Source organism: Bradyrhizobium sp. USDA 326, assembly GCF_049739485.1.
Lineage (GTDB): Bacteria > Pseudomonadota > Alphaproteobacteria > Rhizobiales > Xanthobacteraceae > Bradyrhizobium.
Map to the genome: position 1 here is coordinate 4,393,051 of NZ_JBMGQA010000001.1, position 21,352 is coordinate 4,414,402.

At 60.3% G+C, this 21,352-nt stretch carries 17 protein-coding genes; 8 read left to right on the forward strand and 9 right to left on the reverse strand.

All coding sequences use genetic code 11. From position 1 onward, the window contains the following. The first annotated feature begins 23 nt into the window (after positions 1-23). Positions 24-629, forward strand: coding sequence for a WcaF family extracellular polysaccharide biosynthesis acetyltransferase (locus ABIG06_RS20705; RefSeq protein WP_370138422.1), 606 nt, complete (start codon positions 24-26; stop codon positions 627-629). Positions 630-909: 280 nt separating this feature from the next. On the opposite strand, the gene ABIG06_RS20710 is transcribed toward ABIG06_RS20705, so the two are convergent. After that, complete coding sequence (locus tag ABIG06_RS20710) at positions 910-2,097, reverse strand: IS256 family transposase (protein WP_199752527.1); 1,188 nt, start codon at positions 2,095-2,097, stop codon at positions 910-912. 2,128 nt (positions 2,098-4,225) lie between these two features. On the opposite strand from ABIG06_RS20710, the gene ABIG06_RS20715 reads away from it, so the two are divergent. Continuing rightward, positions 4,226-4,498 carry a hypothetical protein gene (locus ABIG06_RS20715; protein WP_370112549.1) on the forward strand — a complete coding sequence of 91 codons (273 nt, stop codon included), beginning with the start codon at positions 4,226-4,228 and terminating at the stop codon, positions 4,496-4,498. Positions 4,499-4,536: 38 nt separating this feature from the next. On the opposite strand, the gene ABIG06_RS20720 is transcribed toward ABIG06_RS20715, so the two are convergent. Beyond that, positions 4,537-5,274, reverse strand: coding sequence for a metallophosphoesterase (locus ABIG06_RS20720; RefSeq protein ID WP_370112551.1), 738 nt, complete (start codon positions 5,272-5,274; stop codon positions 4,537-4,539). 116 nt (positions 5,275-5,390) lie between these two features. Next, positions 5,391-5,804, reverse strand: coding sequence for a hypothetical protein (locus ABIG06_RS20725; RefSeq protein ID WP_370112547.1), 414 nt, complete (start codon positions 5,802-5,804; stop codon positions 5,391-5,393). Between the two features lie 82 nt (positions 5,805-5,886). On the opposite strand from ABIG06_RS20725, the gene ABIG06_RS20730 reads away from it, so the two are divergent. Further along, a complete protein-coding gene (locus ABIG06_RS20730) occupies positions 5,887-7,317 on the forward strand; it encodes an undecaprenyl-phosphate glucose phosphotransferase (RefSeq protein WP_124161175.1) in 1,431 nt (476 codons plus the stop codon). A gap of 42 nt (positions 7,318-7,359) precedes the next feature. Here ABIG06_RS20730 and ABIG06_RS20735 read toward each other — a convergent pair whose 3' ends face one another. The 3 genes from ABIG06_RS20735 to ABIG06_RS20745 all read right to left on the reverse strand — a co-directional run bounded on the left by ABIG06_RS20735 (position 7,360) and on the right by ABIG06_RS20745 (position 11,089). Beyond that, the gene (locus tag ABIG06_RS20735) at positions 7,360-7,647 is read right to left on the reverse strand and encodes a hypothetical protein (RefSeq protein WP_370112545.1); all 288 of its coding nucleotides are present in this window, start codon (positions 7,645-7,647) and stop codon (positions 7,360-7,362) included. A gap of 540 nt (positions 7,648-8,187) precedes the next feature. Beyond that, positions 8,188-10,389 (reverse strand): GNVR domain-containing protein, encoded by a 2,202-nt coding sequence (locus tag ABIG06_RS20740; RefSeq protein WP_370112543.1) that lies wholly within the window; start codon positions 10,387-10,389, stop codon positions 8,188-8,190. A 31-nt stretch (positions 10,390-10,420) separates the two neighbouring features. Continuing rightward, positions 10,421-11,089 carry a hypothetical protein gene (locus tag ABIG06_RS20745; protein WP_370112541.1) on the reverse strand — a complete coding sequence of 223 codons (669 nt, stop codon included), beginning with the start codon at positions 11,087-11,089 and terminating at the stop codon, positions 10,421-10,423. Positions 11,090-11,577: 488 nt separating this feature from the next. Between ABIG06_RS20745 and ABIG06_RS20750 the strand changes: the two genes are divergently transcribed. From ABIG06_RS20750 to ABIG06_RS20765, 4 genes are read left to right on the forward strand one after another with little or no spacing between them, the layout of a single operon-like run. Next, a complete protein-coding gene (locus ABIG06_RS20750; protein ID WP_370138423.1) occupies positions 11,578-12,789 on the forward strand; it encodes an acyltransferase family protein in 1,212 nt (403 codons plus the stop codon). A gap of 7 nt (positions 12,790-12,796) precedes the next feature. Beyond that, positions 12,797-14,134 (forward strand): hypothetical protein, encoded by a 1,338-nt coding sequence (locus tag ABIG06_RS20755; RefSeq protein WP_124161178.1) that lies wholly within the window; start codon positions 12,797-12,799, stop codon positions 14,132-14,134. Between the two features lie 9 nt (positions 14,135-14,143). Continuing rightward, the gene (locus ABIG06_RS20760) at positions 14,144-15,250 is read left to right on the forward strand and encodes an acyltransferase family protein (RefSeq protein ID WP_124161179.1); all 1,107 of its coding nucleotides are present in this window, start codon (positions 14,144-14,146) and stop codon (positions 15,248-15,250) included. Continuing rightward, positions 15,247-16,335 carry an acyltransferase family protein gene (locus tag ABIG06_RS20765; protein WP_124161180.1) on the forward strand — a complete coding sequence of 363 codons (1,089 nt, stop codon included), beginning with the start codon at positions 15,247-15,249 and terminating at the stop codon, positions 16,333-16,335. Before ABIG06_RS20760 ends, ABIG06_RS20765 begins: the two co-directional genes overlap by 4 nt. A 15-nt stretch (positions 16,336-16,350) precedes the next feature. Here the strand turns inward: ABIG06_RS20765 and ABIG06_RS20770 are convergent, their stop codons facing one another. Together ABIG06_RS20770 and ABIG06_RS20775 are read right to left on the reverse strand one after the other, a co-directional pair. Next, complete coding sequence (locus ABIG06_RS20770; RefSeq protein WP_124161181.1) at positions 16,351-17,466, reverse strand: glycosyltransferase family 4 protein; 1,116 nt, start codon at positions 17,464-17,466, stop codon at positions 16,351-16,353. A 1-nt stretch (position 17,467) separates the two neighbouring features. Beyond that, positions 17,468-18,271, reverse strand: a complete 804-nt coding sequence (locus ABIG06_RS20775) for a polysaccharide pyruvyl transferase family protein (RefSeq protein ID WP_370138425.1) — start codon at positions 18,269-18,271, stop codon at positions 17,468-17,470. A 140-nt stretch (positions 18,272-18,411) separates the two neighbouring features. On the opposite strand from ABIG06_RS20775, the gene ABIG06_RS20780 reads away from it, so the two are divergent. Further along, complete coding sequence (locus tag ABIG06_RS20780; protein ID WP_245454541.1) at positions 18,412-19,893, forward strand: lipopolysaccharide biosynthesis protein; 1,482 nt, start codon at positions 18,412-18,414, stop codon at positions 19,891-19,893. A 123-nt stretch (positions 19,894-20,016) separates the two neighbouring features. On the opposite strand, the gene ABIG06_RS20785 is transcribed toward ABIG06_RS20780, so the two are convergent. Next, on the reverse strand, positions 20,017-21,141 hold the full coding sequence (locus ABIG06_RS20785; RefSeq protein ID WP_370138426.1) for an acyltransferase family protein: 1,125 nt from the start codon (positions 21,139-21,141) through the stop codon (positions 20,017-20,019). Between the last annotated feature and the right edge of the window lie 211 nt (positions 21,142-21,352).

Sequence of the window (21,352 nt, forward strand, 5' to 3'; positions counted from 1 at the left end):
CTCCCTCGGCCGAACTTACCAGAATGCGCGAGTTTCAGAAGCTGGATCAGTTTCGTGTGCCGCCGGGGTTTCGCGGACGGGGAGCGGTCGTCGTGGTGCTTTGGCAGGTCGTTCAATCGACACTCTTTGCACTTTCGCCTCAGCCCTTTTTTGCATGGCGGCGCTTTCTGTTGCGCCTGTTCGGAGCAAAGATCGGCCGCAAGGTGCTGCTGCGCCCGACCGTGCGCGTGACCTACCCCTGGAAGACTGAGATAGGGGACTATTCCTGGGTTGGTGATCACGTCGAGCTGTACAGCCTGGATTGTATTTCAATCGGTTCTCATTCGGTCATTTCGCAGCGATCCTATCTCTGCACGGGATCGCATGACATGGCCGACCTCGCGTTCAGCTACATCACCGCTCCGATCACGGTCGGCGATCAGGTTTGGATCGCCAGCGACGTGTTTGTTTCGCCGGGCGTGAAGGTGGGCAGAGGCGCCGTCGTCGGCGCGCGGAGCACCGTACTCGAGGACGTTCCTCCCGAGGTCGTGGCAATTGGCGAGCCTGCGCGGGTCGTGCGCGATCGCCTCGCGTCAGGCGGGAACAGGTCCTGCAATGCAATCTCGGGGCAATCCGGTCCGCGCCGCTGATTGGCTTGAGCCACGGGCCTCAGATTCCTGATCATGCGCCGTCTTCCGGTCGACACGTGCAGATCGTGATGCCGATCCGGAACAACCTGGCTGACCAAAGGGCGTTGATGTGCCAACCATGCAGCGATTGCCGGTTTGGCGATGCATCAATAAGCTCGGGCGTTTAGGCCGACTTCATCGCGGAGGTCCATATGAGCAGTAGCGGCTCGCAGTTTTCGGCGCTTGGGCCGTGGCGTATCGACGACCGGACGGTACTGTCCAGAATCTTTCGCACTTTTGATCAGGCGACGGCTCCGGTTTCAGAGAGTTGTGGCTGATAGAGCGGTCGCATGTTCATGTAGCATTTGGTCGACCACGCCGTTCCGGCAATGTGCCGCAGCCGGGCCGCCGCTAAGTTGAGACAGGATTGACCGTCGGGGAAGGCGCCGACGACACGGGTTCGTCGCCGGATCTCCTTCATGATGCGCTCGAGCGGATTGTTCGTTCGAATCTTCCGCCAATGGATGTCCGGAAAGGCATAGTAGGCGAGCGTCTCGTGAACCGCCTGCTCGACGAGATCAGCAGCTTTGGCCATACGGCTGGCCCGCAGATCCGCGATGACGGTCCTGGCTTTCTCGTCGGCCGCGGCGCGGCTCTCCTGGGCATGAATGGCCTTGAGCATGTGGCTCACCTCGCGGACCCGGGTCGACGGCACGTGGCTGAAGACATTGCGATAAAAATGCACCATGCAGCGTTGATAGCGTGCCTCCGGCAGATAATCCGCAACGCTTTCGACAAGACCTCGGCACGCGTCGGAAACCACCAGCTGCACGCCCTTGAGACCGCGATCGACGAGATGCCGCAGAAACGAGGACCAGCCGGATTTGTCCTCCTTGGCGCCTTCACAGATGCCGAGGATCTCCCGGAACCCCTCAGCATTGACCGCCGAGGCCACCAGCAGCGACACGTTGCGAACCTCACCAGCCCAGCTGCGCTTCATCACGATGCCGTCGAGGTAGAGATACGGATGCTCGCCTTCGATCCTGCGATTCCGCCACGCCTCGATCTTGGTATAGATCTTCTTGTTCAGGTTCGACACTGTGCTCGGGCTGACCCGGGTGCCCCACAGCGCCTCCGTGATGTCTTCGACCCGCCGAACCGAAATCCCGGCCAGATACATCTCGATCAGCGCCTCCTCAACCGAGCTCTCCCGCCTCCGGTAGCGCTCGATAATCGCCGTCTCGAAGGTTTGCCGCCGTAGCTTCGGAACCTTCAGATTGACGTCGCCCGCCTTGGTCTGCAGCGTTCGCTCGTAGCTGCCTGCCCGCGTGTCCTGCCGCGCCGGGCTGCGCTCATACCGCCCAGCACCGCACAGCTGGTCCGCTTCGGCCTCCAGCATCGCGTTCAGTGTCTCTTCCACTGTCCCGCGGACCATCTCGCCCAGGTGATCTCGAATCCGGGCCTCATCAATTTGGATCACCTGACCCATGGCATTCCCATCGTTCATTCAAAGCTCCTTCATTCTAGAAGAAGCCGTCAATCCTGAAAGTGCGAAAGACTCTGTACGTTATCGACCGGACGGATGCTGCGCGACGCCTTATTCCAGAGCGCTTACGGACCGGCTTACGTCTGAGCTGCAATCAATTAGGAATTCAATCTTAAGTATGTATGCGGCTCTTGGGATCTGTACTCAGATCGAGAAATCTGCAGCAATCTTGTTGCCCTCGTGGTCCGGATCCAGCGACCCGTTCCAGATCAAAGGTTGCGTCGCCGCCGTCCTCGTTTGACCTCAATCGAGAAATAAGGATATCTGGACCTGGAAATGCAACCTGTGGTGATGTCTGAGCGACGATCCATGCGCCCGAGGCGAGTGAATGCCTGTTGATCGCTACGCCGAATACACGGAAAGTCGAAATGGACTAGAGGCAGAGCCGAGGGGACGGCTGATGCCAAGAACTCTCCAGGAACAGCTGGACCAGGTTGAGCGCGACATCAGACTCTTCACGGAGTTTGATAGGGCAGAGAAGGCTCGGTTGAATTGCGAGTCTTACCTGTGGACTGCCGAGGATCGGATCGAGTGGCAGGAGACGCAATCTGACAATGCTCGACGACTACGAGAACTTCTCGACGAGCGTGAAGCTTTGCGCCGCCAGCTGAGTCTCTAAAACCTATGATTGCTGATACTGAAATCCGCAACGAAAAGATTGCGGCTCTCCCTGACCCTGCTTCAAGAATGCCCCCGCTTCGATCTTACCCGCATTCGCCTTCTAATTGCTTTGGCGAGAGCGACGTTCTTCGCGCGGCACCCCGCAATCGGAATGATTGATCAATCCGGCAGCGGACCGCTGCTGACGGATCGAAATCGTCGGTGCGGGTGATGCGGGTTCGAGCGCACTTGGTCGCGCAGGCGTGCGGTCTTGAGAAGGTCGAGGACGGCAGCCGGATGCAGCCAGCCATTTCAGTCGGGATGCAGGTGATATCTGTGAGCCAGAGCCGACCCCAGGCCGGAGCGGTGAAGTCGCGCGCCACGACGTACTGCGCATGACCACCTCAAGCACGATCCGTCGGTCTATGTCTTCGGGTTGCAAGCCGGCCTGCTGGCACTTGCGAGGCCTGTGGGCGATACGGCCCCGAGCCAAAATGACGAGAAGCAGCCTTGGAGAATGCGCTGGCTCAAATCCGGCGACCGCTCCCCGGTCAATCCAGCGCCTTTGGTGTTTAGCGCAAAGTCGCCCAAGTCAATTCGCTTCGGTCTCCTACCGGACGTACCAATACCCCCACCAGCGCTGGGACACCGGGCGCGCCTGCGCCTTCATGGCTGCGACTTCCTCGACCGGGCGAAGCTGGGGGCCGTAAATTGCGGGCGGGTAGACGTCATCCCATAGCACAACTCCGCCTTGAAAGTGGGCCGCCCGCTGATGCGCCGGAGCAAGGGCGAGCTCGGCGGCTGGAGCCACCGATACGGTCAAGCTGAGGCCGAGGGCAGACAGCGCAATGGATGGAATTAGGCGGCGGAGGTGCATTGGATTGAATCCCTCGTGAGTGAGATGCGAAATAATGCGACGGGTTCCAAATGGTTGCAAGGGCATGGGCTGGCTCGGTTGTCCTAAATTTGACGACCGAGGAAGAGGCATCTGCTCGACGGCAGCAGGCCGCGAGCACCTCCGCTATATGCGTACACCTCTCTATATAGAGCGTGGCCCTTACAGAAGGATTTGGAGCGGGGCTGCCGAGACGAGATGCACGGCAGGCTCGCAGGGCGGCACTGCATGCGCACGAGAGATCACGCCTGAACAATCTTTCGGCGCCAGGAATCGCCGAGAACCATGATGTCGACACACTGCTTGGCCTTGATAAGTCCTGCAATATCCGGGACGACTCCTATGGCTTCTGCACTTGTCTCCGCTTCCATATTCGGCACAGGCCTCATCTTGGGATACGCACTGCGCACCTGGCGCGGCCAACGAGGACCTGCGAGCTCATCTCGCGGCACCTCGCGTCGGGCGGCCCAGCCGACTCCCACCTCGACGTTCGGCCATGCCCGGCGAGCCTTTTAGGTAAGGTCTGATTGGCGCGCGGGCATCTGGGGGCTCGCCGAAAAGAATGGGGCATGACGCATGAGTGAACCCAAGAAGGACGCGCCTCGGCGCTACATCGTCGATGGCGCCGGACAACGTGTGCTTGTTGGGTTGACGATCTCGGAGACGATCGAATTCGAAACCTTGGACAATCCGGATGCCCGCTTGAGCGCTGGTGCTGAGGCGGAGCCTTGTGTTCGGGAGGACGAGCGTTGGCTCGAGCTCTACATCAAACACGAGCGGGCCTGGAACGATTGGATGGCCGAAACACGTGCCCGGGGCCGGGTGGAGAAGCCCCGCTTGCTCAACTAACGAAGCGTATCGCCAGGGCCGGCCCGCCGCGTCCGCGCTCACACCGCGAGCATGCGGCTTCCCTGAATGCTCATCAGGGTGAGGTTGCCGGTCGCGTAGGCGCCGGTGTCGATGTTGACGCGGTTGGTCAGGAATTCCGCGCTGCGCACCGGCGTATGACCATGGACAATATACTTGCCGAACTGCTCCTCGCTCCGCAGGAATTCCTCGCGAATCCAGAGCAGATCGCGCTCCGTCTGCTCGGCCAACGGGACGCCCGGCCGAACGCCGGCGTGGACGAAAAAGAAGTCCCCGCAACTGAAGCTCAATCGCAGATTGTCCAGGAATTCCAGATGTTCGGTCGGCATCGCGCGAATCAAGTCGCGCAGGATCGATGCCGGCTCGTCGCGCTTGAGATCTGGCGGGGCCAGTCCGTAGGACATCAATGTCTGGGTCCCGCCGAAGGCAATCCAGTCCTCGAACAGTGAAGGGTCTTCGAACACCCTCACCAGAAAGGCCTCGTGGTTGCCCTTGAGGAAAACCGCATTTCCCCTGCGGCTCCGCTCGACCAGGATGTCGAGGGTGGAGCGCGTATCCGGGCCGCGATCGATGTAATCGCCCATGTAGACTTCGACAGCATAGCGCGGCCGGCTGCGCTCGACGTCGGCGTCGATCACCCGCAGCATGGGCTGAAGCAAGTGTGCGCAGCCGTGAATATCCGAGATCGCATAGATGCGCACTCCGTCCGGCAATTGCGGTTTGGGAATGGGCGGGCGTGGTCGCGCGAGAGATTTCATGGCGCTCAATCGGTCGGGTGGTCGAAAAATGTCCCCAAGTCGCCGGCACCGGAGAGCTTCCATCCAACACGAACAACGCAAATTCGGTGGGGCCGCGTCGTCGTTCTCCGACCTGATCACGCCAAAAGAAGGGCGCGGCATTTTTTGCCGGCCTTGTTGCGGGCTTCAGGAACGACAGCGGTTCGCAGGAATTGCATCGCTGCCCCGAAGCGTGCGGCAAGTCTGCATGACTCGGCACGAATTTTTGCATGCAGCCACAGATAGAAGGACCAGGAAATTCTCGTTTCGACCTCGATTGTGCTTCGGGGAGCAACGCAGCGCCTCAAAGTTGAGCGAAGAAGCGTTGATGCTAACGACTGGCCTTTCATCCGATGCGGAACTTGATTCAAAATAGGGCAGTCCGTCCGCTCATATGTCAGCACTGTGACGACATTTTCAGCGCGCCGAATTTCGCTGCGCATTTCAACACGACGCATTGTCCGTGCGCCGCAAAAGTTTTGAGTGCAGCGCCACAATGTCGCTGCGATCAAACAACACTTTCCATGCGGGGAAGTGACGAGTCTTCAGCATCACGATGAGCGTCAGGCACTCTCTCGATAAGCAGAGGTTCGAATGGCTGTTGCAACTTATGGTTCTGAGAATGCTCATGTGCTGTCATCTGCGCGCGGCAGCGCTCTTCAGAGGCCGTTCCAGATCTTCGTCATCGGTGCTGATCTTCTGTTGATCCTATTGAGCTATGCGGCGGGTGCTTCGCTGTATGGAATGGCCGTCGCTTCGTCTCCCGACGGCGCATCGGTGGGAGCCGGATTGTTCGTCGGCGTGGTGTTCGTCGGGATTGCCTATTTCCGGGACGTCTATTCTACGCACCGCCTGCTCAATCTCGTGTGGCAGCTTCGAATGGCGGTGTTTATCTGGCTGACGTCGCTCACGATCCTTGCCGTTGCGGCCTTCCTGCTGAAATCGACCGACAATCTATCGCGCGGAACCGTCATCGTGTTCGGCGTGATCGGCGGGCTTGGCTTGATCAGCCTCCGCTTCGGCTGGCAGGCCGTGTTCGGCACGAGCTTTGCGAGAAGCCGGTTGGTCGATCGCAAGGTTATCCTGCTCAGCCTGAAGCCGCTCGACTTCACCTCGAACCGCTTCAAGGATCTGCGCAGGAATGGCTTCGACGTCATGCGCCATTTCGTGCTCGGAGCCGACCAGGATGACGGGCACTGGGAGCGGCAGATCCGCGACGTCATTCGTCAGTCGCGCTCGGCTGATGTCGACGAATATCTGCTTGCGCTCGACTGGAATGAATTGCCGATGCTGCGCAAATTGGGGCCATATTTGCGTGCCGTCCCCCAGCCCATTCGCCTGCTGCCGGACGACTCGGTCGCTGATCTGGTGACCCGTCCCTTTCTGCCCGTCAGCGGAACCGTAGCGGTTGAGATCCAGCGACCGCCGCTCACCATTCTCGAGCGGCTGCAAAAGCGCTGTCTCGACGTCGGTGTCGCTCTGTTCGCGCTTGTGATGCTGACGCCGCTGCTGCTGACCGTTGCCGTGCTGATCAAGCTGGATTCCCCCGGAACCGTCATATTCCGGCAGTCGCGTCGCGGCTTCAACGGCAGGCCGTTCGAAATCTGGAAATTTCGCACGATGACCGTCAGTGAAAACGGCGAGACGGTGACGCAGGCGACCAAGAGGGATGCTCGGGTCACCAAGATCGGGCGCTTCCTGCGCATGACGAGCATCGACGAGCTGCCGCAGCTCTGGAACGTGTTGCGCGGCGACATGTCACTGGTTGGACCGCGCCCGCACGCGCTCGCTCATGACAATTACTACGACGAGCTCATCAGCAAGTACGTCTACCGCCATCACATGAAGCCGGGTCTGACGGGCTGGGCCCAGGTGAACGGATTCAGGGGAGAAACGCCGACGATCGATCTCATGGAGAAACGTGTCGAGTACGACGTCTGGTACGTCAGCAACTGGAACATCTGGCTCGACCTGAAGATCATGGCCCGCACTGCTTCCGCAGTGATGTTCCAGGAAGCCTACTAGTCGGCTCGATCTCTGAAGAACCGGAGCCTCCGACCCGAAGGCTCAGGTTCCATTGCGCGGCGGCCTGCCAAAGATCCGCATGATGGCATCGCGCAGGGCGAGCAGCGGCGGCACGAGCACGAAAAAGGCCCCCATTGCAACGGAGACGATGACGTGGCGGATCGAAAAAGATTCGTCCTGCTCGATCTCGCGCCGGCTTGGGTCGATGGGCGCCGGCGAGAGCGTCGTCGTCATAGGTTGTCGAAGCGGCTTGCGCGGGGGAACTACGATCAACACGAAGAGAATGTTGAGCAGAACCCAAATCGTCAAAATCGTAAGGGCGATCAGCATCCGAGCCACCGGAAAGGAACTGCCGAGTATGAGGCGAGCTTAGCCTCTGGGAACCGAGAATGAAAGATGCCTAAAGTTTCGGCGATTTGAGGCATCAGGGCCTTGTCTCGTTTGTCGCCGGCTGGTCGCCAATGGCCGCACTGTCCTGGCCACCATCTTTGTCGTCAATCCTTGCTTTTGGCTAGAGCAATAACTGCAAGTTGTGGATTCCGGACGAATACGGAGATCGCGTGCGGGCGCGCAGCGGGATCAAGGTCCGCCCGGCGCTTCCCGATCGAGAGAGGGGTTTCCCCCGCAGCAAGGGACGCGGGTCTGTGGGCCGCCAGCGTCTGACGCCAGTCTGGCTGAAACACGATCCCTGCTGATTGAAGCCCGAGGGTTCTGCTCTCATGCAGTGCTGAGCTTGCTCACCCCGCTTGCGCGGGGGATGCTCCGCATCGGCGCAATTCGAGCTCCCCCGGTCGAGGAGGGTGGACCACGGCGCCCGACCGAACTCCTCATCCATCCGCGCGAGCGGGAGGCGCGGCGCCGCGCCTCCGCTCAGGCATGCTCGACGTAATAGCTGTTGTGGTGCTTGCCCTTGTAAGCCTCGATGCGCTTGAGCATTTTCGGGTTGGCGCGGTTGAGCACGGCGCCGAGCAGCTTCTTCTGGAGGACTTCTGACCCGGAAACCGATTCCTGGAGAGCGCTTCGTGTTGTCTGCCCCCATTCGATAACGTAGACCATGGCATCGATCAGGAAGCTGACAGCCTTCGAATCCGCCACCGGCATCACCGGGGCGAGATCGATCACGATGTATTCATAGTGCTCTCTCAGCACCTTGAGCAACTCGGCCATCGCCTTCGATCCAATGACGTCGGCCGAATTCACCATGCGAGAGGCCACGACGGAGGGAAGGAAATCCAGTCCCGTTTCCTTGCTTCGCTGCACGTGGTAGCCGAGGCTCGCGGGGTCGTTGAGCGCCTCCACCAGTCCGCTCTTGGCGTTGGGCGCGAGCTCTCTCGTCAGCGAGCGCGTGTGCAGATCGCCGTCGATCAGAACCGTGCGGTGCCCCGTCAGAGCGACCAACTGTGCGAAATTCGCGGCGACAGTCGTTTTTCCTTCCTTGGGAAGGGAAGAGACGATGCCGATCACCTTGATCTCGCGGGTCAGGCGGGCAACGTCGATGGACACCTTGATGTTGCGCAACGTCTCCGCAAACCGCGAGAATGGATGATCGACGACGTAGCGAGACAGATCGGATGCGCCGGCCTTCGCGGGTGGACGAATATCGGGCAGGACGCCGAGGCACTTCACGCCGAGCTCGTCCTCGACCTCGCCGGGGGTCCGCAACACGTCGCTCAGCAGTTCACGCGCAAATGCGACGCCGAAGCCGAGACAGAGACCGCCCACCAGGCCGCCCACGAGGGCGAGGACCGTTCGCGGCGAGCTCTTGCGGTCCGGCTTGGTGGCGGTGCTGATGAGGCGGGCCTCGCTGAGGGGAAAGCTCTGGTTCTGCGTCGCGCTCTGCAGCTTTTCCAGGAAGTTGTTGTAGAGATTGCGGTAGGTGTCGGCGGCACTTTCGAGATCGCGCAGCTTGACCTCGGCCTGGCCCTTGTTGCCGGCCTGGGCGACGAGCTCCTTCACGTTCTTCTCGAGCGATGCCTCGCGGCTCTTCGCGATCTCGTAGTCGCTGCGATAGGCATCTGCGATCCGACGCACCTCGTCGGCGATGTTCTTGCGCAGCTCGTCCATCTTGTTGGCCAGATTGACCGCCGCAAGGTGGGTCTTGCCGTAGCGCCTGGACCAGTCGGAATATTGGGCCTGCAGGTCGAGATATTGAGCGCGCAGACGGGTGATCACCGAGTTGTTGAGGGCGTCCGTCACGGTTGATTGCGCAACATCCTGATCGGAGATCGTGTCGATCCGGTCAAGCCGGGCCTTGGCTTCGGCGGTCGCAGCCCGCGCCTGAACCAGCTGCGTGTTGAGGTCCGACAATTGCTGCTCGGACATCAGGCCGCGGCTGGTTCCGACGATGTTGTTCTCGGCCTTGAAAGTCTGGACGGCGCGATCGCTGGCCGATGCCTGCTCGCTCAGCTCGAGGCTGCGCTGCTGCAGCCATTCGGTGGCCCGCTTGGTGGACTGATATTTGGCCTCCAGGGCGCCGACGAGATAGGCATTGGCGATCGCGTTGGCGATCTTGGCGGCCTTGTCGGGGCTCCGCGCTTTATAGCTCAGCGACAGCACATATGTCGTCAGCACGCGCTCCGTACGCAGATTCTTCTGAACCTGCTGGACGACCGCATGTTCGATTCGCTCCTGGCTTGCTGGTTCGCCGGAGCCGAATAGCGATGTCAGCTTGCCGATGATGATAGAGAGCAGGCCGGGCTTGGAGCCGTTGAACTCCGGGTCTTCTGTCAGCTTCAGGCGGCGGACGACGGACAGAATGAGGTCGTCCGAGTTGATGATCTCCACCTGGCTGTCGACGTAGCCCGTGTCGATCAGGGCGCTGCTGGCGTTGCTGTCCTTGTCCAGAACCTGAGTCTGCCGCGTATCCATCATGATGCGGGCATTTGCCGTATACATGGACTGCGCCATGGCCAGGTAGACGATCACCAGGGCCAGCGAAGCTCCCGTACAGACCGCGATGATCGGCCATTGGCGGCGAAGGACGTCGGCCACGCGCTCGAAGCTGAGGACCGCCCCGCCGAATTCAATGCCGAATCGGTGCCCCGACTGGAAATGTTCCCTAGGCTGGTACATGTGCTAATTTGCTGCCTTTGACGATCATGGATCAGTTCGGAAGGGGGACGGGCTTGAATGGATCGGCCAGCTTGGTTCTCCACTCGCCCTCGAGCAGTGCTCCGCCGCGGCCCGGCTGCGGCGAGGTCTTGATTTGCGATTGGACCTGGACGCCGGAGCTGTCGTCTCCTGCGCCGGAATAACCGGCCTGCACGTTGAGATCACCGATCCGCTGCACAAAATCCCTGATCTTGCGCGAGGCGTCCGGCTTGGTGGACGTGCAACGTGCTTCGGCAATGCGCAGCGCAGCGCCGATGGACGAGCGATCGGTTGAGGCCGAGGCCGAGATTAGCGTCTGCACGGAGGGCAGCACCGACGGATTTGTGGCGACGTAGCGCGCGAGCCAATACCGCAACTTCTCCTTGTCATTGCGCAGCCGCTCCAGGAGCGAGGAGGGCGACTTCACGAAGGTGTCGAGTTCGAGTTGCGAGGCGCGGTCCGAGAATTCGACGCACTGCGCGCGGCAAGCACCGGCGCCCGACACGGTCAGCGCAGAACCAATCAAGACAATCGCTAGCCATCGCGGCTGCGCATGACGACATGTTAGTCCGCGGCCCATCGATGTTCCTTGCTTCTGTTGCAATAGGAGAACAGGTGAAACTTGGCAGGAAACTGTGTCATCATTTTGTGCGACGCAAAAGCTGAGAAGCGCCGTCGGCAAGCCAACGGCGTTGCCCGCTTTCTCGCCGGTTGCAAAAGAAAGTTTTACAATGCCTGCGAGACCGGCAAGTCGCGCTCAGGAATGTTGCAAACTGAAAACATATCGGGCACACGGCCGCTCGTCGCAAAACCGACACAAGTGGTGATGCGCGCTTATTGTTCCCCCGCGGCGAGAGATTTTTTCGTGCGACATCTGCACCCGGACAGATCAGTGTGCTGCGAAGAGCATCGATCGCAACAGTGCCGAACTTCGCGCACACTTTGCACGCAAATACTCGCAATCATCACATCCGGATCGGCTTGCGCGCCGAAGCAGGCGCGCATCGGATGAAAGTGGCATGAACTTGGCGCTCGCATGTCCGAAAAATCTGCGAGCCTTGAAATTATCGTCGGGCGTCATGCATCGAATGCCAGTCCGCGATCGCAGAGATTGAACAGGCGCGAGACCTGATACACACTGCTGCGATGCAACAGCAACGGAATGTTGATGTGACGGAGTTGGTTGATCGTGAGAAGGCGCATGTCCAGCCGCTCGACAGTATCCGGGGGATCGCCGCGACTTCGGTGGTGATCCACCATCTGCTGCTGATGCCGACCTTTCTCGCGGCATTCCCGCACAACGCCTGGATCAACTGCTCCTTCTTCAGGAGTGCATGGCTGCTGGTCGATCTGTTCTTTGTTCTCAGCGGAATGGTCATGGCGTTGAGCTACATCGAGAACGACTTCACGCGCTTCTCGCTGCGCGAATTCATGATACGGCGCCTTGCGCGAGTCTACCCGCTGCATATCGTCATGCTGCTCGCAAACCTCGTCTTTCGCCTGCTGCGCATCGGCCTGGTCATGGCGGGCGTCGTGGTCGCCGCACCGACGGTCTTCGAGGTGAACAACGCCTATTCGTTCAGCCTCAATGTTCTGCTGCTGCATTCGATGGGCTTCATCGACTATCTCAGCTGGAATGCGCCGAGCTGGAGCATCAGCGTCGAGTTCTACACTTATTTCGTGTTTGGTCTGATCGTTCTCTTTGCCCTGCGCATGGGCTCGCTATCGTGGTTCTATGTGCTCTCCGGGCTTCTCGCGGTCGGAAGTCTGGTCTTCATCATCTTCGTGCTCGAAAAGAGGAGCCTCGAGCTTCAGACGGATTTCGGCCTTCTGCGCTGCTTCGTCGGCTTTTTCCTTGGCGTGCTGATGGTGAAGATCGTCGATCGCCTGCGGGCAAAGCCGGGCGCTGCCGTGCAGGGCGTGCTGCAATTCGTCGCCATGATCGCGAGCGTCGTCCTGGTGTCCCTGGCGGAGACCAATCCTGCGGCGACTTTCCTCGCACCAGTGATGTTCGCGATCTTCCTCGGCAGCTTGCTCGCCTTTCCGGATGCGCTGCTAATGCCGCGGATCCTGGTGGCCAAGCCGCTGATCTGGCTGGGGCGCCGCTCGTACTCCATCTATATGGTGCATGCGCTCGTGGTGCTGCTGGCTGAATATTTCGTGCGGGGCGTGGGAGCGGGGCGAATCGCCGCCCTGGATTCGATCTGGGCAGGCCTGCCGGCTACGTTGAATCTCGTCGTTTCACTGGCTGCCGTGCTGGCGGTTTCGCACCTCACCTATCTCTACGTCGAAATTCCCGGCGGCAGGCTCCTGCGAAATGCATTCGGAAGCCCCCCGGATTTTGCGCCATCCCCCGCCCGATCGGCGCGGCTGAGCAACTGAGCCGCGCATGAGCACCTTCGCGCTGCAACCCCGCAGGATGATGCTGATCAGCCTTAATATCGAGGCGATCGCGCTCGCAGCCTATCTGGTCCGGGATGCCTTCGGCGGTATGATGCGGTACTACACCAGCATCATGCATTTGGACGCGCTTTGGTTCGTGCCGGATGGCATTGCGCTGCTGTGCCTGGTCCAGTTCATTGTGCATTGCATCTTGCGCAATCGCAGTATCATGGCTGCAGTTGTCTTCGTGCAGATCATGCTGTCGCTGGTGCTCGGCTACTTCATGCTGGGGACGGTCAACGCGGCGATGTCGTCGTTTAAGATGATGTTGCCGGTGTTCGTCGGCTTCTGTTTCTGCGATACCAGTCTGGGCTCCTACAAGAAGTTGCTGTCGGTCATCGCCGCGACGTTCTACCTCTCGCTGATCGGCGTGCTGCTGACGAAATTCTACTTCATGCCCTGGGTCGGATACAAATATGAGTCCTTCGGCGCCGTTCGTGAGGCGGGTCGCTTATGGTGGGCCTATGGCGGTGACGATCAGCGTCTCACGGGCTTTGCTGCCGAAAGTACCATGGCGGCCTTCTTCATACTCGTGTCCTTCGCAATTACGTCGATCCGTAAGAGCACGATGTGGTGCCTTCTGTATGGCTCTCTTGCGGTCTACATCATCCGTCTGACGACCAGCAAGACGACCATGATCGTCCTCGTGCTCTACTTGATTCTGCTGGTGTTCGTGCGGATGCTGCCGGAGAAGTCGCGCTTCTCCGCGATACGGAACATTGCGTTGTGGTCGTTTGCCGCGATCCTGGTGCCGTTCTTCATGATCGTGCTTGCTTCCGGTACCGCCGCGGTGCCGCACACGACCCTGTTCAGCATCGTCGATCGCATCAACAACAGCTGGCAACTGCCGTTCGTCTACCTGAGCCAGCTCATGCCCGTTGGTCTCGTGACCGGCTGCGGCGTGGGCTGCTTCAACTATCCGCAGAAGCTGTTCTCGCCGCTCGCCCCCTTCTGGGTTCCCGTCGACAATTTCTACATCGGCACGTATCTGATGTTCGGACTCCCGTTCGTCGCATTCATGGTGATGGTATTCCGGGCGACGTTCGGCACGACCGACGTCTACAAGCTGACGCTGATCTTCGTCGTCAACTTGTTCACGATCACCGTTCTGAACTACGGCCCGGCGTCCGGCCTGCTGATTATCGCGTTGAGCTTCAGCGAGGTGTTCTCGCGGCGCACGGCCACGGCGCGGGCGGGCGACGCCGTGCCAATCATCGTACGGCCACCGATGCCGTCATTAGAAGGCTTCCGCCCGGATGTACCGGCGGCGAGCGGAAGCAGGTGAGAACGAACAATGCATAAACGGCTCGCATTCATCGACACACTGCGCGGCATTGCCGTGCTGGCCGTCCTGATCCAGCACGTGTTCGAGGTCATCCTGGAAAAGCACCCGACGGGTGTCTATTACGGGCCCCTCCATGACATATTCGGCTACTACATGAACTTTGGCCGGTTCGGCGTCGTGTTGTTCTTCTTCGTCAGCGGCTTCGTCATCCCGTTCAGCTTCCCGGACAGCGCCACGCCTGTGCGCGACTTTACGATCAGCCGCTTTTTCCGGCTCTATCCGGCTTATTGGACTTCGATCGTTGTCGGGCTCGTGTCGGTGCAGCTGCTGGATTCGAAGAGTTTTCCGCTGGGGCAGATCGCCGCTAACGTGACGATGTTGCAGACTTTCGTGAACGTCCCGAATCTCTGGGTGTTCTATTGGACGCTGGCGATCGAGCTCTTGTTCTACGTCGGATGCACCATTCTCTTTGCGATGGGCCTACTCAACCGGCGCTTCACGGCGGTGACCATCGTCGTTGCCGCTGCGCTGGTGGGAACCACAGCTGCACTTTTCGTTGAGAGCAGGGCAGTCTCGTCGGTGATGGAGGTCGGCTTGAATCTCTCGGCGATGTTCCTGGGCAAGATCATCCGCGACACCGTCATTGGCGGCAAGCTGCGATGGACCCATGTGACCGTCTGCACGCTTCTGTATGCGGTCTTCGCCGCCACCCTGTCCGATCGGCGTTTCGGAGGCGTCTATCACGAGAACTTCTTCTACAGTTATTCGATCGGATCGGCGTATATCTGCGCGGCGCTTGTCTTCATCGGCTTTGCCCTGTTCGGCGAACGTATGGCCTGGCGCCCGATGGCATTCGTCGGCGTGATCAGCTATTCGGTCTACCTGATGTCGCCGTTCGCGATCGTCTACGTCCATCGCCTGGTATGGTTCGGCGACGGACCGCTCGGATGGTCGATCTTCCTGGTCGTCATCCTGGCATTGTCGATCCTCGTCAGTTGGATGACATACACGTTCATCGAGAAACCCAGCATTTCCTTCGGGCAAAGATTCCGCTCCGCGCGAAGAAAGCCCCTCGTCCTTGAGCCAGTGCTCAGCACCCAGGGTGCCGCAGAGTGATCAAGGCACCTCACCAGCCGGGCGCCGCCTATGATGGATCGTTCCTTCCTTCGGTCCAGGGCCTTCGCGCGATCGCTGCGCTGAGCGTGCTGATGGATCATTTCTACGACATGCCGAAGGGGGGCATGTACGACATCCCGGATCCAGGCTTCCTGCCGCCGCTCTGGCCCTGGCTGCAATCGATGATCAATGTCGGCGGGCACGGCGTCGAACTGTTCTTCATGATCAGCGGATTCCTGATCCCGGCGAGCCTGGTGCGGCACGGGTCGCTGTCACGGTTCTTCTTCGACCGCGTCCTGCGCATCATGCCGGTGTTCGTCGTGCTGCATCTTGCGCTGTTCGCGATCGGTCCGATCGTGGCCTACAAGTTCTTTCGCGGCATCGATCTGAGCAGCTACCTCGCGATCTTTGCGGCCAATCTGTTCTTCGTGCAGGACGCGCTCGGCCTGCCCATCGCCCAGCAGAACGCCTGGACATTGACATACGAGTGGGCGTTCTACATCTGGTTTGCGCTGACGTTCTCGATGTGGCGCACCGGTGGCAGATTGCTGGCGGCGCCCCTGATCCTGCTTGGCATCGCCTGCCTGATGCACTGGCCGATCACTGCCTTCTTCTGCATCGGCATGCTGTTCAGCGCCATGGGATTCCGCATCTCGATTCCGGGACGCATCGGCCTGCTCGCGGGCCTTGCTTGCGGAGTTGCGCTGTATGCGAGCCTGGTGCTGTTTCATCCCTTCGTCGGGCTCGTTCCCGGATTTCTGCTGTTCGGCATGGTGCTCGCTCCGGACTCGGGCCTCGGCAGGGCTCTGAGCCTACCGGCGCTGCAATATGTCGGCAAGATCAGCTACAGCCTCTATCTGGTGCACCCCTTCGTGCTGTTCCCCCTGCAGGTGATCGGCCTGAAGCTGGTCGCCGCCGGCGTCGACCGCTGGCTGCTGTGGACCGCCTTCATCGGGCTTGGGCTGGTGATGTCGCTGGTTGCCAGCGCGATCAGCTATGAGCTGATCGAGGTCAGGCTAAGGCGATTGCTGGACGGCGCGATCCGCAGCATGTTCTCCCGGCCGCAGATCGAGCAATCGGTTTGAGGGCGCCGGCCGTGCTCAGCTCACGGTGCGACCGGCGAGCTTGTGATAGGACCCCAGCAGACCTTCAGCGATGCGATCCCAGTTGAGGAGGCCGGCCGCGGTTTGCCGTGCGCCTTCGGTCAATGTCTCGGCCAGAGGCTTGGAGGTCAGCACCCGTTCGAGCGCGTCGGCCAGTGCCGTGGCATCGCCGGGCGGGACCAGCAGCCCGTTGACGCCATCAGTCACGACGTCGGGAATGCCGCCGGTCGCGCTGGCAACGACGGGCCGGGAGTTGCCATAGGCAGATGCAAGCACGCCGCTCTGCGTTGCATCCTTGTAGGGCAGGGCGACCACGGTCGCGGACTGAAACAGTCGCCCGGTATCGGCAGGCGAGATGTAGGCGTTGATGGTCTTGACCGTCGGCATTGCCTCCATCCGCGCGCCGAGCCGTGTCATCTCGGGGCCGCGGCCGGCGACGATCGCTTCATGGGCCACACCGCGCCTAGCCAACATGTCGAGCGCATCGATGAAAACGTCGAGACCTTTGTAAGCCCACATCCGCCCAAAAAACAGGATGCGAGCAGCTTCAGGCGCCGTGACTGCACTCCCGGCCGGCGGAACCATGAGCACGCCGTGCATGCTGGAGACCGTTTCGCCCTTGAAGTCGGGCGAGGCTCGGCGAAAATCGGCGATACAGCTCTCACCATGCGTGGTGACGACGGATGCTGCCGCCCGCATGCGAGCCCGCCATGCATCTTCACGCGGCGACGTACCGGAGCCGCCTTCCGAATGCGGGATCGCATCGTGAACGGTCAACACCAGCGGAATGCCGAGCGGACGAAGAAGCTGGATCAGCCTGGACGTATAGATCTCCGGAACTTCGTGACAATGAATCACGTCGGGACGAAAGGAAATTATGTCCAGGAAGGAGGCCGGGATGCCGATCGCGCCGCCGCGGCGCAGGCTCAGATCGCGAATTCTCGTCTCGAATGGAGCTGTCACGGCGATATCGGCCAGTTCCCATTGCTGGTTCGCGTCTTTGCGGTTGAGTGCCAGCCGGACGTCGCAGTGGCGAGCCAATCCCGACGCGAGCCGGTAGGAATATTCCGCGAAATGCGGTGCGTAGATGGCAACGCGGAGGCGCTTGGCCATATCAGCTGTTTCCGCTCCAGAGGTCGATCGGGAATGCACTCATCAAGGCACGATAATCGAAGTTGAGGCGCGCAGCCCCACCCATCTCGCGACCTTCGTCAATGCTCGAGGCAAACTCGACGGCAAACCGGCCGGTGCCCTCGTAATAGTCACGATACTTGAACTCGGATTCTCCGCTGCTCAGACGCACATAGCGCGCCGGTATCCCGAATGCCTCGGCGACAATGATGCCGTGGAGCGAGCTTGCCAGAACCAGCTCCGCTTCGAGAATGGCGTCAATTCGTCGGTTCCATGATCCCAGTGGTGAGACCACCGTATCGGCGCCGCGGTCGATGAGACTCAAATCGTGCAAATTCGGAACGAACACCCACGGCTTCTTGGCAGTGGGGCGAAAGCGATTCGGAAACAGCTGAGGGAGCAGCAACGCAGGGTCCCCGAACACTTCGGGTACCGCGATGCCCCGGCGCCGCAAAACCTCCCGTGTACGCGGGCCGCGCACCGCTCGCACGTCCAGGTTCTGCACGCGCCGATTGAGGTCGTCCTGGCCGGGGCGCCCGTTCACGCCGCTGCCCCAGATCACATCGTCATTTCGCGCGTAATGGAGCACGGAGCCGATCGCGAACAAGCGCGCTTGCCGCGGCACCTCGTCGACGAGCGTATAGCCGAAATGCCGCAAGAGATGATCAACGACGACGACCGAAAGATAGTCACCGAAATTTATCGTTCCGTCGTCGGGACGCCAGAAGAACAAGTCCACGTGCGGATACGGCAGCTGATGAATAAAGTCGCAACCGACCTCGTTCATCAACCGTCGTAGATTGGTCCGAAAATTCATGCTGCCTCGGATTGTAGCTGCTTTCTTGCCGTAGTGTCCTCGTAAACAAGGCGACTATTGGACCATTGCAGCCAATGGCTCAACGACGAAAGTCGGCCTAACCGGAAATTGTGACAGGCCTCCAATTGCGCCACGAGAATATCAAGCCTCGCTCGATCGTTTCGGGCGTCATTTGGTCCGCACTCGATTCCGCAGTCGGGCAGGCTCTCACGCTCGCGATCTACATGATCATGGCGCGGCTGCTGTCGCCGCAGATTCTCGGCATCGTGGCAACGGGGGCGCTGGCGCTCGAATTCTGCCGGGCAGTCCTGATCGAGAGCATCGCGATAGCGGTCCAAGCGCGTGCCGAGCCGAAGGACGAGGATTACACTGCCTCGTTCTGGCTCATTGCGGGCCTCTCCTTGTTTGCAGCGCTCGCACTGTTCGCCTCGAGCGGCGCGATCGAACGATTCTCGGGTCTTTCGGACATTGCCATCGTTCTCAAGGGGTTCTGCATCGTGGTGGCCGTACAGGGCCTGTCACGGACGCACGAAGCCTGGTTGATGCGCAATCAACTGTTTCGATCCCTCGCCATCCGCTCGCTTTCTTCAATCTCGGTTGGCGGGGCGGTTGGGATCGGGCTGGCGATCCAAGGGTACGGGGTCGTTGCGCTAGTCGGACAGCTCGTTTCGACGTCGTTGATCTCGCTGGTCAGCCTTTGGATCCTGACGCCCTGGCGCCCTCGGCTCCGGGTCAGCCGGCAGGCTGTTGTCGAACTCCTGAGCTATGCGCGCTACGTGGCGCTGACGGGAATCACGAACTTCGCCAATGCCAATTCCGATCTGATTTTCGTTACCTGGTATACCGGCGCCGCCGGCGCCGGCTTGTACAGCCTGGCCAAGCGCCTGGTCAATGCCGTGAGTACCGTGATTGGGAATGCGTTGAACCGCGTGTTCTTTGCGACCATCGCTGGCCTCCAGCATGACCGTGAAGCATCGCGTTCGACGCTGGTTGCCTTCGTCATGTACACGTCGCTGCTGACGGCCCCGATCTTCGCCGGCATAGCCGTTCTGGCGCCGGATCTGATCACTGCTTTCTTCGGGTCCAAGTGGAGCGAGGCCGCGCCTCTGCTCGCGATCATGTCGATCACCGGATTCCTGACCACGATTGGCCTCTACAATCACTCCGTTATCCTGGCGTTCGGCAAACCGCACTGGCAAACCTGGCTGACGCTGATCTACGCGGTTTCGAACATAGCAATCTTCATCCTCGCTGCGCCGTTTGGCCTTATCGCGATTGCTGTCGGCTACGTCGCTCGCGCCCTGTTGCTGTATCCGCTATCCGCCGGAGCCTCGATGCGGATCCTGTCGCTCGGTATCAGGCCTTATGCCGCGGCGCTGATGCCCGCACTTGCGGGCTCCGCGGTGATGGCATGCGCGGTGGCCGGTGCCTCCGTTGCGATGCCGGCCACGTCGCCATGGCTGCGTCTCGCCGCGCTCGTGCTGCTTGGTTCTTCGGTTTATCTCGTCGTTGTTGTCGCGATCGCCCGGCCGGCCGTGGTGCGGATATGCCAGGAAATCCTGAGCCGTGTGCGGCGATCGTCGAGAACCTAGCTGCAAGATCCGCCCTGCAGACACCTAAAGCGATGCGATCAGGATGAATCGTCATCGCGCTTTAGGTTGTTGTTTAAGCATGATCTTTTCGGAAAACCGCTGCGCACTTTTCCGGATCATGCTTTAGCTCGCATTGGCCGCTTGTCGGGTCTCCGAAAGATCGAGCGGCTCGGCCTTCGGGATGTGGACCGACCTCGCATCGCCCGGCGCAAGCCGGTTGATCAGTTTTCGAGCGGGATTCTCGACGTAGTGATACGTCACGTCGGCGACGACTGTCAGAATGATGCAGCAGACCAAAGCAAACACTGGAAACATGCTTGGTTGAAGTCCGAAATAGTGCCACGCCGGCTTGAAAAGCAGGATCAGTAGCACTTCGTGAACCATGTAGATCGCGTATGACGTGTTGCCGAGGCGGCCAAGCCAGTCAGAGCCGGGAAACCGGGCGAAGGCGCTCTCTCCGGTGGCTGTAACGAGGATCGCGAGAGAGAACAATATGATTGCAAGGTCGGGCTTGGCATAGAGGTTGAGGATCAGGACCGAGCCGGCGAACAGCGCTATGCCGGCGAATGCGACGGGCTTCCTGCGATAGTCGCTCGAGAGCCTGAACAGGACGGTCAGGAGAATCCCGTTCAGGAAGCTCGGAAGGGCCCGCAACATCCCGAAATCGAAGGTTGCCCCGTACATCTGCGAGCGTTCCTGCCAGATCGGCAGGTGAGCGTGAGCGAGGATTCCGTAACAGAGCGCGACGATGATCGCGAGCGCCAGCGGCGAGACCCTGCCGGCGAGCAGCATAAACGGTGGGAATAGAACGTAACAGAACAGCTCGGCGCTGATGGACCAGGCCGGCGAGTTGAAGCTGAGGTGATCTGTGACGCCCCACGCCTGCACGAGGAGAAGGTTGTGAAGGAAATCCAGCCAGCTCGCGTGCGAGGTCGGACCGGATATGCCCACGAGAGCAAGGACCGCGAATATCAATAATGTGAGCAGATGCAAGGGATAAATTCGCGCGATCCGCCTGACGAGGAAGCGCACATAGGTGCGCGGGCCTGTCGAGGTCGCGGGATAGGAATAGGAGATCACGAAGCCGGACAGGATGAAGAACATGTCGACAAACAGGCCGTAAGAGCCGTTCCAGGCCGGCGAGATGCCTTTGTCGATATTCTTCAGATGAAAGATGAAGACGCCCAGCGCGGCGATGAACCGGTAGAAGTCGAGAAGAACGAATCGCTTTGGTCCGCGGACTTCCATGTCGGCGTCGATATCCCTGCAGCAACGAGAAGGTCTCTTTAGACAGTAATTGTGACGCAAGTTCGCAACCACCGCCGATCATGTGCAGTGCTGATGAGCCTTTGAACGAGCCGGGAGTCGGTGCGGTCGTGTCAGGTGAGTAGGCCGAAGGCGGTCCTTGCCTGCTTGCTGTGCGAGGGACGGGGGTTCCCCCATCCCTCGCTGCCTCGAT

What these genes read in the sequence shown, in the direction of transcription:
- ABIG06_RS20740 (WP_370112543.1), bottom strand. Translation starts at nt 10,389, where the DNA reads ATGTACCAGCCTAGGGAACATTTCCAGTCGGGGCACCGATTCGGCATT.
- ABIG06_RS20715 (WP_370112549.1), top strand. Translation starts at nt 4,226, where the DNA reads ATGAGTGAACCCAAGAAGGACGCGCCTCGGCGCTACATCGTCGATGGC.
- ABIG06_RS20785 (WP_370138426.1), bottom strand. Translation starts at nt 21,141, where the DNA reads ATGGAAGTCCGCGGACCAAAGCGATTCGTTCTTCTCGACTTCTACCGG.
- ABIG06_RS20705 (WP_370138422.1), top strand. Translation starts at nt 24, where the DNA reads ATGCGCGAGTTTCAGAAGCTGGATCAGTTTCGTGTGCCGCCGGGGTTT.
- ABIG06_RS20755 (WP_124161178.1), top strand. Translation starts at nt 12,797, where the DNA reads ATGAGCACCTTCGCGCTGCAACCCCGCAGGATGATGCTGATCAGCCTT.
- ABIG06_RS20760 (WP_124161179.1), top strand. Translation starts at nt 14,144, where the DNA reads ATGCATAAACGGCTCGCATTCATCGACACACTGCGCGGCATTGCCGTG.
- ABIG06_RS20710 (WP_199752527.1), bottom strand. Translation starts at nt 2,097, where the DNA reads ATGGGTCAGGTGATCCAAATTGATGAGGCCCGGATTCGAGATCACCTG.
- ABIG06_RS20735 (WP_370112545.1), bottom strand. Translation starts at nt 7,647, where the DNA reads ATGCTGATCGCCCTTACGATTTTGACGATTTGGGTTCTGCTCAACATT.
- ABIG06_RS20770 (WP_124161181.1), bottom strand. Translation starts at nt 17,466, where the DNA reads ATGGCCAAGCGCCTCCGCGTTGCCATCTACGCACCGCATTTCGCGGAA.
- ABIG06_RS20730 (WP_124161175.1), top strand. Translation starts at nt 5,887, where the DNA reads ATGGCTGTTGCAACTTATGGTTCTGAGAATGCTCATGTGCTGTCATCT.
- ABIG06_RS20720 (WP_370112551.1), bottom strand. Translation starts at nt 5,274, where the DNA reads ATGAAATCTCTCGCGCGACCACGCCCGCCCATTCCCAAACCGCAATTG.
- ABIG06_RS20775 (WP_370138425.1), bottom strand. Translation starts at nt 18,271, where the DNA reads ATGAACGAGGTCGGTTGCGACTTTATTCATCAGCTGCCGTATCCGCAC.